Source organism: Acinetobacter sp. Marseille-Q1623 (genome assembly GCF_902809895.1).
GTDB classification, from domain to species: Bacteria; Pseudomonadota; Gammaproteobacteria; order Pseudomonadales; family Moraxellaceae; genus Acinetobacter; species Acinetobacter piscicola_A.
This window is the reverse complement of sequence record NZ_CADDWG010000001.1, coordinates 783417-798985: the sequence shown is the minus strand read 5'-3', so window position 1 is coordinate 798985 and position 15569 is coordinate 783417. Positions and strand designations below refer to the sequence as shown.

The following is a 15569-nucleotide window of genomic DNA, read 5'->3' as shown; positions in this document are numbered from 1 at the left end:
TAGAAAGAGAATTTAAATGGTATTTTTTCGCAATTTTTCTAAATCATTTTTATTTTAATTCTTGTTATATGATTTTTAACCTTTAAATAACTCATTTTATTATCTTCTACTTTTTGTAATATTTTTATAAATATAATCATATTGAATCGATTTTCTAATCAGTTCATCATTATATTGCGACAAAGGTCTATAATAACTGGTGAAATATTATTCTACTTCAAACTTAATATGTACTAAAAATAAACAATAATAAAAAACAAGTGCTCATTATCCTTCAATAAAAGCACATATGTTTAATTTTCAAGCAAAAAATGATTTTGCTTTAGAGCACACGGCGCTCATAGCCGATATGTTCAAGGTCATATACCTGATAAACACAGTCAAACAATGAGTGAATATCATTGTTTTCATCCATATTACGCATTGCCATAAAAATTGGGCTCACCGCTGCATCATCTAATAAAGGTATAAAGTGCAAATGTGATAAATGAATATTTTGGGCGCTACTTGGGACAATTGAGATTCCTTCAGCAGCAGCCACAAAACCCAGTGCGAGTTGCAGTTCTCGTACTTCACGAACATTTTTTAGATCTAAACCATATTCAGAAAATAAATGACGTACTTGAGTGGAAAAATTAGGTTTATGATGATTTGGATATAATAAAATATGTTGATCTAACAAATCTGCCAAATAAACGCCTTCTTTATATTGACGTACTAAAGGGCTACTCGCATGTACAGCTACCATGAGGGGTTCCTCACGTAACAACACGCGTTTGACCGCAGAATCAGAAATACGTAAACGCCCAAAACCGACATCGATACGCCCTTCTTTTAATGCCTCAATTTGATCTGTTGTGGTCATTTCGACCATCTCAATTTTAACATCTCGATTTTGCTGTTTGAATAAATAGACAATATTTGATAACAAGCCGAACAATAATGAACCTACAAAACCAATATTTAAGGTCCGATCTGCCAAACCTACCCGCTTGGTCATAGACTTTACTTCTTCAGCATTAGACAAAAGTTTAACAGCGTGTTGGTAGAAAAATTGACCTGCTTCTGTTGTTTTTAATGGTCTGCTTCCTCTGATAAATAGTTGAACATCCAGCTCATTTTCCAAATTTTGAATCTGCCGACTCAATGGCGGCTGTGCAATGAATAATTTTTCAGCAGCTTTGGTGAAACTTTGCTCTTCCACCACTGCAACAAAATAACGAAGATGTCTAAGTTCCATGACAACGAATACCTTTAAAGTATAAAAAAATACGTAATTGATCTTCGACAAGACCTAATTTATTCATTTAAGGTATATAGCATGAAGTAAATTAGCAACAAAGTGAAGTTTTTTTAAACTGATTTTTTCAGATCTAAAAATCTAAATGTAATTGCGATCACATTTGGGCCAGCCTGTTAGCCAGCTACAAAAAGGAATGCTTGTCGCTCAGGATGACCTCATACTCTAGGAGAATAGTATGAATCGTCAAGAAATTAATGAACTTGTTAAAAAAATGAATGTTGACACTGCTACAGGTGATGTTGACGCTCGTGTACAACAAGTTGTTGTTCGTCTTGTCAGTGACTTATTCCAAGCCATCGAAGACCTTGATTTATCTGCAACTGAAGTTTGGAAAGGACTTGAGTATTTTACCGATGCAGGTAAAGCCAATGAACTTGGTCTTTTAGCAGCAGGTTTAGGTCTAGAACATTATTTAGATTTACGTGCCGATGAAGCCGATGCCAAAGCTGGAGTCTTAGGCGGAACACCACGTACCATTGAAGGTCCACTCTATGTCGCTGGTGCACCTGAATCTGTTGGTTTTGCCCGTATGGATGACGGCACAGAAACCGATAAAATCCCAACCTTGTTCATTGAAGGTACAGTGACGGATACTGATGGTAATATCATTGAAGGCGCTAAAGTTGAAATTTGGCATGCCAACAGCTTAGGCAACTATTCATTCTTTGATAAATCACAGTCTGATTTTAACTTACGTCGCACGATTATTTCGGATCAAGATGGTCACTATACAGCGCAAACCACCCTGCCTGTTGGCTATGGTTGCCCACCTGAAGGCACTACACAATTTGTATTGGACAAATTAGGTCGCCATGGTAACCGTCCTTCACATGTGCATTATTTTGTTTCTGCACCAGGTTATCGCAAACTCACCACTCAATTTAATATCGAAGGTGATCAGTACCTGTGGGATGACTTTGCATTTGCAACACGTGACGGTTTAGTCGCAACAGCAATCGACATCACTGACGAAGCTGAAATCGCACGCCGTGGTTTAAACAAAGCGTTCAAACACATTACATTCAATATTCAGTTAGTCAAAGAACAAGTTCAAGCACCATCAACTGAAGTTGATCGTCGTCGAGCTTCTGCATAATTTCCCTTTTATTTAAAAATACTTTTGGAACCGAAATATATTTAAAAACATATTTCGGTGACTTGCCCACATTTGGACAGTCGGAGAACGGACATGCCACGTATTCCTGTGATTAATACCAGCCATCTTGATCGTATTGATGAGCTTCTTGTAGATGATTATGAAACAGGTGAATTTAAACTTCATCGTTCAGTATTTACAGACCAAGCCCTTTTTGACCTAGAAATGAAATACATTTTCGAAGGAAATTGGGTGTATTTGGCACATGAAAGCCAAATTCCAAAAAACAATGACTACTATACAACTTATATTGGTCGTCAACCGATTCTGATCGCACGTAACCGTAATGGTGAATTGAACGCAATGATTAATGCGTGTTCACACCGTGGTGCTCAGCTTTGCCGTAATAAACGTGGAAATAAAGCCACTTATACTTGCCCTTTCCATGGCTGGACATTTAATAACTCAGGTAAATTACTTAAAGTTAAAGATCCAGCCGATGCAGGTTATTCAGATTGCTTTAACCAAGAAGGCTCTCATGATCTGAAAAAAGTTGCGCGTTTTGAAAATTATAAAGGTTTCTTGTTCGGTAGCTTAAACCCAGATGTTCCATCATTAGAAGAGTTTTTAGGTGAAACCACAAAAATCATTGACATGATTGTTGATCAATCTGAACAAGGTTTAGAAGTTTTACGTGGTTCATCAACCTATACCTATGAAGGTAACTGGAAACTCACTGCTGAAAATGGTGCAGATGGTTATCACGTTTCTGCGGTACATTGGAACTATGCAGCAACAACGCAACAGCGTAAAGAAAAGCAACAAGAGCTTGATAATGTTCGTGCAATGAGCGCAGGTGCTTGGGGTAAACAAGGCGGTGGTTCTTACGGTTTTGATCACGGTCATATGTTACTTTGGACACAATGGGCAAATCCAGAAGACCGTCCAAACTTCCCGAAGGCTGAAGAATATACAGCAAAATATGGCGCGGCGATGTCTAAATGGATGATCGAGCGTTCACGTAACTTATGTTTATATCCTAACGTATATTTGATGGATCAATTCGGTTCACAAATCCGCGTACTCCGCCCTATTTCTGTCAATAAAACTGAAGTCACGATTTACTGTATCGCGCCTGTTGGTGAAGCACCTGAAGCACGTGCTCGTCGTATTCGCCAATACGAAGACTTCTTTAATGCTTCAGGCATGGCAACACCAGATGACCTTGAAGAATTCCGTGCATGTCAAGCAGGTTATGCAGGTATTGAACTTGAATGGAACGACATGTGCCGTGGTTCTAAACATTGGATTCAAGGTCCAGATGATGCTGCAAATGAAATTGGTTTAAAACCAGCATTAAGCTGTATCAAAACTGAAGATGAAGGCTTATACCTTGCTCAACATCAATATTGGTTAAAAACCATGAAACATGCCATCGCAGCTGAAAAAGAATTGGCTGAGTTAGAAACGTCTGCACAAGGAGAGAATGCATGAGCGCGCAAGACAAAGCATCATTAGAAAATATTGCACAATTTCTCTATCGTGAAGCTCGTTTTCTAGACGATGAACAATGGGATGAATGGTTACAGTGTTATGCACCATCTGCATCATTTTGGATGCCAGCTTGGGATGACGATGACAAACTTACTGAAGATCCTCAAGCTGAGATCTCATTAATTTATTACCCTGACCGTCAAGGTTTAGAAGACCGTGTGTTCCGTATTAAAACTGAACGCTCTTCTGCAACCATGCCAAATACACGTACAGCACACAACATTGCTAACGTAGAAGTTGTTGAACGTGATGGCGATAAAGTGACTGTTCGCTTTAACTGGAATACATTGAGCTTCCGTTATAAAAACAGTTATAGCTATTTTGGTATGTCTCGCTATGAAATTGATTTTTCAGGTGAACAACCACAGATTTTAAGTAAATACGTTGTACTTAAAAATGACTATATCAATCAAGTCATTGATATCTACCACCTCTAAAAACAAACAAGGATGGCATTCGTCAAACTCCCATTTGGCAAATGTCAGAAGTATCAAAATTTAAGTAGGATTCTAGCCATGTCAAACCATAATGTTGCTCTTCAATTTGAAGATGGCGTAACGCGTTTTATCAGTGTCGCTCAAGGTGAAACCTTATCAGATGCTGCATATCGTCAAAAAATTAACATTCCTTTAGATTGCCGTGATGGTGCTTGCGGAACGTGTCGCGCGTTTTGTGAGTCTGGCTCTTATGACATGCCTGAAGAAAACTATATTGAAGATGCTTTAACACCTGAAGAAGCAGAAGAAGGCTATATTTTAGCTTGCCAATGTAAACCAACTTCAGACGCAGTATTCCAGATTCAAGCAACTTCTGATGTCTGTAAAACTCAGATTCACGAGTTCCAAGGCACTTTAGCACGTGTAGAAAACTTATCTGAATCGACCATTACCTTTGATATTCAACTTGATGAAGGTCAGCCAGATATTCATTTCCTTGCAGGACAATATGTTAATGTTGGCTTGCCGGGCACAGCAGAAACACGTTCTTATTCATTTAGTTCAAAACCAGGCAACCGCTTAACAGGCTTTGTTGTGCGTAATGTACCGAATGGTAAGATGAGCGAGTTTTTAAGTGCCAATGCTCAAGTTGGCGATAAAATGACATTCACAGGTCCTTTTGGTAGCTTCTATTTACGTAATGTTGTTCGCCCTGTTCTTATGCTTGCAGGGGGTACAGGTATTGCACCATTTATGTCAATGCTACAAGTTTTAGAAGAAAAAGGTTCTGAACAACCTGTACGTCTTGTTTTCGGTGTAACCAATGATTTTGACTTAGTTGCCATTGAAAAACTTAATGAATTACAAGCAAAATTACCATGGTTTGAATATCGCACTGTTGTAGCACATGCTGACTCTACGCATGAACGTAAAGGTTATGTGACAGGTCATATTGACAATGAATGGCTCAATGGTGGTGATGTTGACGTTTACCTTTGTGGTCCAGTTCCAATGGTCGAAGCCGTTCGTGGCTGGTTAGACCAAGAAGGTGTAAAACCTGCAAACTTCTTATTTGAAAAATTCTCTGCGAACTAAGCTTTCCACAAACCTCGTTTTGCACTCAAAACGAGGTTTTTAAATATTCGGTTTTAAAAAATTGAGCATGGAGAAAAAAATGTCAGATCGTCAAAGATTTTTAAATAAAGTTGTTATTGTTACAGGTGCTGCTCAAGGGATTGGTCGTGGTGTTGCGCTGCAAGTTGCTGCTGAAGGCGCACAAGTGATCCTCGCAGATCGCGCTGAAATTGTAGATGAAGTTTTAGCTGAAATTTTGCAGCATCAAGGTGATGCGATCACAATTAATGCAGATTTAGAAACTTTTGCAGGCGCTCAATCTGTTGTGGCTAAAGCAATTGAAAAATACGGTCGTGTTGATGTCTTAATCAACAATGTCGGTGGTGCAATTTGGATGAAACCCTTCCAAGAATTTTCTGAAGAAGAAATTATTAAGGAAGTGAATCGTTCTTTATTCCCAACATTATGGTGCTGCCGTGCAGTTTTACCAGAAATGTTGAAAAATCAGAAAGGTACGATTGTTAATGTATCTTCAATTGCGACACGTGGTATTAACCGTGTACCTTATTCTGCATCTAAAGGTGGTGTAAATGCCTTAACTGCTGCAATGGCATTTGAACATGCGAAAGATGGTATCCGTATCAATGCTGTAGCAACAGGCGGCACCGAAGCACCACCTCGAAAAGTACCTCGCAATAGTAATCCTTTATCTGAAAATGAAAAACAATGGATGCAACAAGTGGTTGATCAAACCATTGATCGAACTTTCTTAGGACGCTACGGCACGATCCAAGAACAAGTGAATGCGATTTTATTTTTAGCCTCAGATGACTCATCTTATATGACAGGTACTGTCGTTCCTGTGGGTGGTGGAGATCAGGGCTAAACCGATCACCCATTTTATTTTTTGAATACTTAAATCTACATTACGATGTGGATTTAACTTTTTCTAAATGCTACATCATTTCAAACACAATTCAGCAGGATCATTGAATTAAACACGCATGGAGGCAAATGCCCAATGGCAACCCTGTTTAAGACCCTAAAACAGGACTGGTCAATTTCAGCTACAGTTGCTGGTTTCTTAGCAGTCTTGATTTCGTACTCAGGTCCACTCATTATCTTTTTCCAAGCAGCACAACAAGCCCATGTCAGCAATGCCATGATGATTTCATGGATCTGGGGCATTTCTATTGGCGCTGCAGTCGCTGGAATATTTTTATCCATTAAATTTAAAGTTCCTGTGATCACAGCTTGGTCTGCTCCTGGCACGGCTTTATTGGTCACACTATTTCCACATATCTCACTCAATGAAGCTGTTGCTGCATACATCACGTCCGCAGTGATTATTTTCTTGATTGGAATTTCAGGTTCTTTTGATAAATTACTCAAATGGATTCCACAAGATGTTGCCGCAGGCATGATGGCAGGTATTTTATTTCAGTTTGGGCTAGGCTTATTTAAAGCCACAGACACCATGCCAATGATTGTTTTTGGCATGCTTTTGGTTTATTTGGTGGCAAAAAGACTCAGCCCTCGTTATGCCATGGTTTTTGTGCTTATTTCAGGTGTGATTTTAAGTTTAGCTTTAGGCAAAATGAATCCCGTTGATGTCGATTTTTCTCTCGCTATTCCGCAGTTTATCACGCCTGAATGGACATGGAACTCAACGCTTAACCTTGCTATTCCGCTGACATTGGTGAGCTTATCTGGGCAATTTCTACCTGGTATGGCGATTATGAAGTTAAGTGGCTACGACACCCCTGCTAAACCGATCATCACAGCAACCAGTCTGGCATCTATGGCTGTTGCATGCGTGGGCGGAATTACCATTGTTCTTGCCTCAATTACTGCGGCACTTTGTATGGGTAAAGATGCACATGAACTGAAAGAAAAGCGTTATATTGCAGGGATTGCCAATGGTATTTTTTATATCTTAGGTGGTTTATTTGCAGGAAGTATTGTGATGCTTTTTACATTATTACCCAAAGAATTAGTCGCTGCATTAGCAGGTTTAGCCTTACTCGGTGCAATTGCGATTAACATCTCTGCTGCAATGAAAAATGAAAGTCAACGCGATGCTGCTTTACTGACTTTTTTAGCAACGGCTTCAGGGATGAGCTTCTTAGGTCTCAGTTCAGTATTTTGGGGCATTTGTATTGGTATAGTGGCACATGTCATTTTGACACAACGTCAAAAATTAACACAAAGCCAGACTGAAGCTGTCAGTTCAAAATAAAAAATAGCATGAAGCTCACTCAAATAAGTTTTGGGTGGGCTTTATTCTTACTCAGTTTTAGCATGAATATAATACCAAGGTTAAAATATTCAACCTCTTTAGAAAAAGCCCAATTTCTAAAAATTAGGCTTTTATGTCATCAAAAATAATCAATTACAACAATGGCAATACCGAAGGTACGATGTCATGAATCGTTTTACCTTGACAAGACTCACCCAACGCTGACATTTTCCAAGCACCATTATGACGATATACTTTCGCAATAATCAAAGCAGTATAATTGCCTTGTGCTGACAAATTATATTTTGCAACTTCAGTGTTGGTGGTTTCATCGACTAAACGACAAAAGGCATTCTCTACTTTTTCAAAAGTTTGACCACGGAAGCTACTAATCGTAAATACGATTTGCTGAACTTGATCAGGAACACGCGTCAAATCTACAAAGATTTTCTCGTCATCACCATCGCCTTCACCTGTTAAGTTGTCACCAGAATGCTGAATACTACCATCACGGCTACGAAGCTGAGCAAACCAAACATTATCAAGCACTTGTTTATTGGCATCAAATAAAATTGCCGAAGCATCTAAATCAATAGAGCCACCACCGCCACCAAATAGACCACCTAAAAAGCCACCGCCTTTAGCAACGTCCCAACCTGCACCCAAATAAATTTTTGTTAATGAAGAACCATCTGGTTTTTCTAACGAAATTTTTTGACCTTTTACTAGACTAATACCCATTTATTGTTTCCTTCAGTTTGAGTTTCCACGACCTAAAGCCGATGCCAACCATTGTAAATAACTTGCACGATTTCTAGAGCATACAATCACTTTGCCATGCCCGCGAAACTTAATCACTAAACCTTCACCGCTGGTTAAGCTATTAAAAATATTGCCCACAATACCACCGCCGCCAGAAGTCGGCATACCAATGTTATAGTTTAAAGACGCATCCCAAGCCGCAACATGACCATTATCAATGGTAACCTCGCCTTGTTCAGGGGTAATATCTAACTCAAGCAAGGTGCCACTGCCTGAAATACAGACTTGCCCCTGCCCACCTGTTTCCATCACCACAAAGCCACCTGTGCCGCCAAATAATGCACCACCAATATTACTCTGTACTTTCGCTTTAATATTGGTATGTTCAGTTGCAGCGACAAATGCACCGTCTGACAAAATATATTGGCGTTGCCCAACATCTAAAATTTGCATATCTCCATCTAAATTTGGGGATAACAAACATTCACCATCTCCATTTGAAGCTTTGATTTGCTGCTGAAACAAAGACTCACCTGAGGTAAATTTACGCATAAACGCCTGAAATACACCGCCACGTAACTTACCTGTCACTTCGAGATTTTGCTCAACCATGACCATGGCATCCGATTCACAATAAATCGATTCACCACGTTTCATACTGACATGTAAAAAAGGTTCTGGACTACCCACTAAAGTAAATGTTGCCATTGCTCTTGGTCCTACTTGATTATATTTTTTTGTTGCACAGCTTTGAGCCACATTGGAAATTCATTTAATAACAAATCATAAAGTTGCGACTCAGGCATACTGTCGATATTGTCCATTGCAAAAAAATTACAATTATCAATCACACGTCCCGACATCTCATCTAACTGTTCTAAAACACCATAATTTCGACCACCAATGCCCACAAACTGCCAAAAAATTGCTTGATTGGATATATCTTTTAAAATTTGTTTAATTTTTTTGGTTTCAGATACGCCACCATCTGAAATAAACACCACATAAACAGGCAAATCGGATGGGCTTTCTTGAATAAAATAATCAATCACTGCATTCAGTGCCGCAGGTTCATTATTAAAACGTGCGCCAGCATCCCATTTTTTATACCCGCCCTGTTCTGTATTGATATAGTTTTTTAAATTACCTAAATGTACATCGCTTAAACGTAAAGCATGCTGTGCAAATGCCCAACATTCAAAACGACCATCATCATCAAAATTCACCGCTAAAGGCATAATCCGATCAAGGACTTTTTGTACATCACCTTTTTTATATTGCTGATTCATTGAACCTGAATAGTCTAAAACAAGTGCTACCCGTGCTTTCACATTGAGTAAGTTATTCTTTTCTAAACTGATCAAAGATTTTTTAGTGAGTTCTAAAAGCTGCGGAGCAGATTTCTCAATTTTATCTAAAACCACTTTTTTCTTTAAATCTAAAGTTGATGTCGTTGCAGGTACATGGTTTTGAGTTACCGTATTTTCGATAGGAGTAGGAGCCGTTTCATCTGCAACTTCCCCACCAAAATGCTCAACCAACGCTTTTAAACCGCCATTAAAACCTTGCCCAACCGCCGCCATGCGCCAAGCGTCATTTTTAAAGTAGATTTCACACAACATAGCCGCTTTTTCTTGCTGAAAATGTGCACTTGTCAGGTGGTAGCTTGCCAAAACTTGCTGCTTAGCATTGACTAAATCAACTTGAATAGATTGGATATGATTTAAAGTTGTTTGATCTGTTGTCGCACAAATCACAAAACGGGGCGTTTTTTCAGTATCAATTTGACTGAGATCAAATTTAAAAATATGTTGCTGTGCTTGCTGAAAATATTGCACTTCATTTTCGGGTGTTTTTGGCTGATTATAAAAAGTCATATAATCATCATGATAAAGCTGATCATGCCGCCCTAAGCCAAAACTAGAAATATCAATTTCAAAACTTGCTTGCACTTGAACACGTACACTCAATTCTGATGTAGATTGTAACAGTTGGGTCAATGCGAACTTTTGTCCTGAAACCAGTTGCATATATCATTCTCTATTTTAGTACTTGAAAATAATCGATTTAAAAGCATTTTTATAAAATACAAAGATTGCAAAATTATTTTCAAGTACTAAAAGATTGCTCTTTTAGTACTCTGTTTTATACTATTTTTACAGATTAAACGGCAACACCATAGCTTGCAGCCAATGCGCCTAAGCCACCGTTAAAGCCTTGACCTACAGCTTTGAATTTCCACTCGCCACTGTGGCGGTATAATTCACCAAAGATCATTGCAACTTCAGTGCTACCATCTTCAGACAAGTCAAAACGTGCAAGCTCTTCACCGTTTGCATCTTGGTTAATCACACGGATGTACGCTTTATCCACTTGACCAAAGTTTTGACCGTTTTGTTGACCTTCGTGAATGGTAACTGCAAAGACAACTTTCGCAATATTTGCAGGAACTTTAGACAAGTCTACAGAAATCGTTTCATCATCACCGTCGCCATCACCTGTACGGTTATCACCTTGATGCGTTACAGAACCACATGGAGATACTTTCTGGTTAAAGAAAATAAAATCGCCATCACCTGTGACTTTGCCATTTTCATCTGTTAAAAATGCGACTGCGTCTAAGTCAAATGCTTTACCATCAGTTACACGTGGGTTCCAACCTAAACCTAAATCTACTTTATTCATCGTAGGTGCAGTTTTAGATAAGTTAATGTTACCGCCTTTAGATAAGCTAATCGCCATGTCTTAATTTCCTTCTTGTGTTGATTCTAACTTTTGCTGTTTCTTGCTATACGAAATTGATGATAATACCGCCCATACAATAAACGCTACACCAATCAATCCTGTGACAACTTCAGGTACATGCACACCTGTACCACTTGCGAGCATAATCAATGCTAAAGCACCAATCGCATAATGCGCACCATGCTCTAAATATACATAGGCATCCAATGTGCCTTTTTCAACGAGGTAAATGGTCATAGAACGAACAAACATCGCACCTATTGCCAAACCTAACATAATCACAACAACATCATTGGTAATTGCGAAAGCACCAATAACCCCATCAAAACTAAATGAAGCATCTAAAACTTCTAAATACAAGAAGCCCCCGATACCACCTTTCACCACTGTACCAGTAACTGTTGCGTTGCCATTTGAAGATTTTTCATCATCTGCTTCATCATCAGAACCACTGCCTTCAAGTAAATGTCCAATGACCTGCACACCCACATAGACCACGATACCCCAGATGCCTGCCATCACCACAACTAAACGCTGTGCCTCAGGTACAAAACCTGCAATGACCAACAATGCAATCAGTGAAATAAATACTGAAATCGCTTGAATACTGCCTAAATCTGCTAATTTAGACTCGACCCAATGAAACCAATGTTCATCCTTTTCATCATCAAAAAGAAAGTTTAAAAACACAAGTAATAAGAAAATACCACCAAAAGCAGCAATTTCCGCATGATGTGCCATCAGTTTTTCTGAATAAGTTTTAGGGTCATTCAGGGCTAACTTAGCCACTTCAACCATACTCATATCTGCGGTGACGCCAACAATAAGCAATGGGAAAACCAAGCGCATACCAAATACAGCAACAATGATCCCGACGGTTAAGAATAACTTCCGCCAAAACATATCCCAATGTTTAAGCACAGAGGCGTTCACAACGGCATTATCAAATGATAATGACACTTCCATGATGGCTAAAATACCTGTAATGGCCAGTACCTTAAACATCATCATCAGCCCTGCTTCAGGACCGTGGGTAAATCCCCAATAGGCAGAAATTGCTAAACAGATAATGGTGAAAATTATCGAAAATCTAAAATGCTTCATTCATTCCACTCAACGTTTAGATGCTAATGCCATACTGATGGCACATGGCACGCAAACCGCCTGCATAACCCTGACCTACAGCGCGGAACTTCCATTCACCGTTATGACGATACAACTCACCAAATACCATTGCTGTTTCGGTTGAATAATCTTCGTTTAAATCAAAGCGTACAATTTCAACGTTACTTTGATCATTGACCACACGAATAAATGCATTTTGTACTTGACCAAAGTTTTGACCACGTTGCTCTGCATCATGAATCGTCACAGTGATTGCAATTTTTTGAATGTCTGCAGGAACAAGACCTAAATTAATTTTAACGGCTTCATCATCACCATCACCTGCACCTGTGCGGTTATCGCCTGTATGCTCAACAGAACCCTCAGGAGAACGTGTTTGGTTATAAAAAATAAAGTCATGTTCGCCACGAACTTTATCGTTTGCACCTAATAAAAATGCCGATGCATCTAAGTCAAAATCTGCACCATCTGTTGCACGTGCATCCCAGCCTAAACCAACAAGAACTTGAGAAAGTGATGGATCTGTTTTACTTAGTGATAAATTACCACCTTTATTTAAAGAAATTGCCATATTGCATATCCTTTTATCTATGAAATTGATTGTTAAAAAAGTTAAAGATTAATCTTTTGACCCTTGTGTCCAACGAAAACCAAAGCGGTAATGTTGGTCTAAATATTGTTGATCTTGGAAATAACGCACTTCACGATTGGCTCGAATACTACCGCCCACATTTTTCAGTTCAACAATGGCACAGGTGGTTAAATGATTACCATCGGTTAAACGAACCTCTATTTCAGGCTGATTTGGGATACGAATGGTCACTACGCCATCTGTTGCAGCCCATTGCGCCACACCTGAATAAATATAGGTATAAATAACAATCCGTTCAATTTCATCCCAACGATCACCATTGATATGCAAGTTCTCACCTGTCGTTGTCGCACCTGTACGATCATCACCGTCTAAATGAATAAATGGGGGGCGGTCATAATGACCAAACTGATTACCCAGTGGTTGAACTAAAGCAACTTGACCACTTTTAAACTGAATCATGGCGCCGAGATCTAGATCGATGGTTTTATTTCCACCGACTAATTTTTTAAAGAATGAACCTGATTGGGCTTGTTGACCTTGATTCCAGTTGAGATTTACTGAAATTTTACCGAAACCTGAGCCTTTTTTAGTCAAATTAATACTGGAATTGATCTTGTCTAATTTGATTTTAGATAAATTTAAACTTGAGTTTGGCGTTGGCGTTGGCGTAGGCGTAGGCGTAGGCGTAGGCGTAGGCGTAGGCGTAGGCGTAGGCGTAGGCGTAGGCGTAGCTTGTGTTGTTTCTGCTGCAATTTCAACACCAAAATTTTCAGCCAATGGCTTTAAACCACCATTAAAACCCTGATTTACAAAACGAAATTTCCATTTCTCATTATGTTTATACACTTCAGCTAAAATCAAAGCTTTTTCAGTTTTTTGCTGTGTTTCCACAATGGCTGTGGCAACAGTTTGCCCATTTTCCTGTAATTCGATTTGGATGGGGGCAAGCCTATTGACTGCATGTGGCTCATTTAAAGTTGCACAAATTGCAATTTTACCAATTTGAGGATCAATTAAAGCCGTATTAAAGCTTAATTTACTTTGATAAGGTGCTTTACTGCTTGATTCAGTTAATATTACGCTTTGATTTATTGTCTGCTTTTGCCCGTAGAAAATCATATCCTGATCACCACGAACTTTTTGTGTTGTTTGCGCCAACTGATAGGCTGTAATGTCTAAATCGATATGCGCAGGAACGTTTGTTTTTATTAATATATCCACATTTTGTTGGGTTAAACCAATATTACCACCTGCAATCAATTGCATATTATCCTCAAATACATTGTTATAAATCTATAAAAAATGATTTTTTGAATGAAATCAAAATTTAAACTAAGTCAGTTTAATATATTTGCATCACTTAGTTTTACCATAAAAATATGACAGACCATAGTATAAAAATATTTTTTTTAACAAAAATATAAACAAAGAAGCTGTAAAAAAAGATTGCAAGTTATTCTATTTTAATTATATATTTCTCTAGTTTTTAAACATTTAATTAAAATGTAACGTCTACACCCTGTTTGAATGGTTTATTTTCTCTCATATTGAGAAATAACTAAATATGAACAAGATATTTTATGATTTGATTTTAAAAAATTTGCTTATTGAGAATAAATTTTACCGTGAAAGATCATTATACCGTTTGGATTGCTGAAAGTTTTTCTTGTCAAAAAGATATTATTCAAGCCTTAAAAGATTCTTCTCTTGCTTCCCATTTGAAAATCATTTGCTCACATCATTTGCTACGCCCTGAACTGCAACATATTGCTGATCTTTTTATTCAACAACCTGATATTCTCGACGCGGCTGAGTGGTTATTAAAACAATGCATTCAATTTAAGGTAGACCTACTATTTTGTGGCAAAAAAGCACACTGTATCGAACCTTATCGTGAACAATTTGCAAAGCACAATATTCAACTGATCACAGGTGCTATGTCTCTTCAAGCGCTTGAAGACATTGATGATAAATTTGTTTTTACGGAGCAATGTAAGGCACTACACTTACCTTATATTCCTGCTATTAAAGCAGATTCAAGTGACACATTAAAAACCGCTATTTTACAAGCGAAACAACAGTTTAGTGAAATTTGTGCTAAACCTGTGCATGGTGTTTATGGTTTTGGTTTTGTCCGTTTAAAAGATGATATTGATTATTTTCAACATTTTAAATCACCTTTTATTGCAAATACACAACAGTTTATCGAAGCTTATGCTCAACTCGAACAAGGCATCGAATACTTAATTATGCCTTATTTGAATGGTGAAGAATGTTCGGTTGACATTGCCTGTCATCAAGGCAAAATCTTGGCTCAAGTCACCCGTATTAAATATCAATTTCATCAAGAATGTTTTTTACAACATCCCTGTCATGAAATTTGCACACAATTGGTTCAACATTTCAATTGTGACGGTTTGATTAATATTCAATTTAAAAAAGACCAACAACAGCAGTGGCATATTTTAGAAATTAATGCACGCCCAGCAGGCGGATTTGCATATACCTTGCATACTGGCGTGAATTTGGTTGCAGAAATTTTTGCACAAAAGTTATCGCTCAATTTACAGCGTGAGAACACAATATCACCCGTCAAAGTACTGCCTTTAGTACAAAGTTTTAAAATGGATTAAGATTAA

General features: G+C 38.3%; 15 protein-coding genes. 7 read left to right on the top strand and 8 right to left on the bottom strand.

Annotation, left to right across the window (positions count from 1 at the left end; translation table 11 throughout):
• Positions 1-322 precede the first annotated feature (322 nt).
• On the bottom strand, positions 323-1240 hold the full coding sequence (locus HUV91_RS03710) for a LysR family transcriptional regulator (protein ID WP_130073423.1): 918 nt from the start codon (positions 1238-1240) through the stop codon (positions 323-325).
• A gap of 238 nt (positions 1241-1478) precedes the next feature.
• On the opposite strand from HUV91_RS03710, the gene catA reads away from it, so the two are divergent.
• From catA to benE, 6 genes are all read left to right on the top strand, one after another.
• Positions 1479-2399 carry a catechol 1,2-dioxygenase gene (gene catA, locus HUV91_RS03705; RefSeq protein WP_130073422.1) on the top strand — a complete coding sequence of 307 codons (921 nt, stop codon included), beginning with the start codon at positions 1479-1481 and terminating at the stop codon, positions 2397-2399.
• Between the two features lie 93 nt (positions 2400-2492).
• A complete protein-coding gene (benA, locus tag HUV91_RS03700; protein ID WP_174492560.1) occupies positions 2493-3893 on the top strand; it encodes a benzoate 1,2-dioxygenase large subunit in 1401 nt (466 codons plus the stop codon).
• Positions 3890-4390 carry a benzoate 1,2-dioxygenase small subunit gene (gene benB, locus HUV91_RS03695; RefSeq protein WP_107008677.1) on the top strand — a complete coding sequence of 167 codons (501 nt, stop codon included), beginning with the start codon at positions 3890-3892 and terminating at the stop codon, positions 4388-4390. The genes benA and benB overlap by 4 nt, the downstream gene beginning before the upstream one ends.
• Before the next feature lie 78 nt (positions 4391-4468).
• Entirely contained in the window at positions 4469-5485 is a 1017-nt protein-coding gene (gene benC, locus HUV91_RS03690; RefSeq protein ID WP_174492559.1) for a benzoate 1,2-dioxygenase electron transfer component BenC, read from the top strand.
• Between the two features lie 79 nt (positions 5486-5564).
• Entirely contained in the window at positions 5565-6350 is a 786-nt protein-coding gene (benD, locus tag HUV91_RS03685; RefSeq protein WP_130073419.1) for a benzoate diol dehydrogenase BenD, read from the top strand.
• 135 nt (positions 6351-6485) lie between these two features.
• The gene (gene benE, locus HUV91_RS03680) at positions 6486-7703 is read left to right on the top strand and encodes a benzoate/H(+) symporter BenE (protein ID WP_130073418.1); all 1218 of its coding nucleotides are present in this window, start codon (positions 6486-6488) and stop codon (positions 7701-7703) included.
• A 153-nt stretch (positions 7704-7856) separates the two neighbouring features.
• On the opposite strand, the gene HUV91_RS03675 is transcribed toward benE, so the two are convergent.
• The 7 genes from HUV91_RS03675 to HUV91_RS03645 form a co-directional block, all read right to left on the bottom strand.
• Positions 7857-8444 carry a TerD family protein gene (locus HUV91_RS03675; protein WP_107008671.1) on the bottom strand — a complete coding sequence of 196 codons (588 nt, stop codon included), beginning with the start codon at positions 8442-8444 and terminating at the stop codon, positions 7857-7859.
• Positions 8445-8456: 12 nt separating this feature from the next.
• Positions 8457-9173 (bottom strand): TIGR00266 family protein, encoded by a 717-nt coding sequence (locus tag HUV91_RS03670; RefSeq protein ID WP_107008709.1) that lies wholly within the window; start codon positions 9171-9173, stop codon positions 8457-8459.
• Positions 9174-9184: 11 nt separating this feature from the next.
• Positions 9185-10495 (bottom strand): vWA domain-containing protein, encoded by a 1311-nt coding sequence (locus HUV91_RS03665; RefSeq protein ID WP_174492558.1) that lies wholly within the window; start codon positions 10493-10495, stop codon positions 9185-9187.
• A 133-nt stretch (positions 10496-10628) separates the two neighbouring features.
• Entirely contained in the window at positions 10629-11207 is a 579-nt protein-coding gene (locus HUV91_RS03660) for a TerD family protein (protein ID WP_130073415.1), read from the bottom strand.
• 3 nt (positions 11208-11210) lie between these two features.
• Entirely contained in the window at positions 11211-12314 is a 1104-nt protein-coding gene (locus tag HUV91_RS03655; RefSeq protein ID WP_130073414.1) for a DUF475 domain-containing protein, read from the bottom strand.
• Between the two features lie 16 nt (positions 12315-12330).
• Positions 12331-12906 (bottom strand): TerD family protein, encoded by a 576-nt coding sequence (locus tag HUV91_RS03650; protein WP_130073413.1) that lies wholly within the window; start codon positions 12904-12906, stop codon positions 12331-12333.
• Positions 12907-12954: 48 nt separating this feature from the next.
• Positions 12955-14196, bottom strand: a complete 1242-nt coding sequence (locus HUV91_RS03645; RefSeq protein ID WP_174492557.1) for a TerD family protein — start codon at positions 14194-14196, stop codon at positions 12955-12957.
• A gap of 359 nt (positions 14197-14555) precedes the next feature.
• Between HUV91_RS03645 and HUV91_RS03640 the strand changes: the two genes are divergently transcribed.
• Positions 14556-15563, top strand: coding sequence for an ATP-grasp domain-containing protein (locus HUV91_RS03640; RefSeq protein ID WP_174492556.1), 1008 nt, complete (start codon positions 14556-14558; stop codon positions 15561-15563).
• Positions 15564-15569 lie beyond the last annotated feature (6 nt).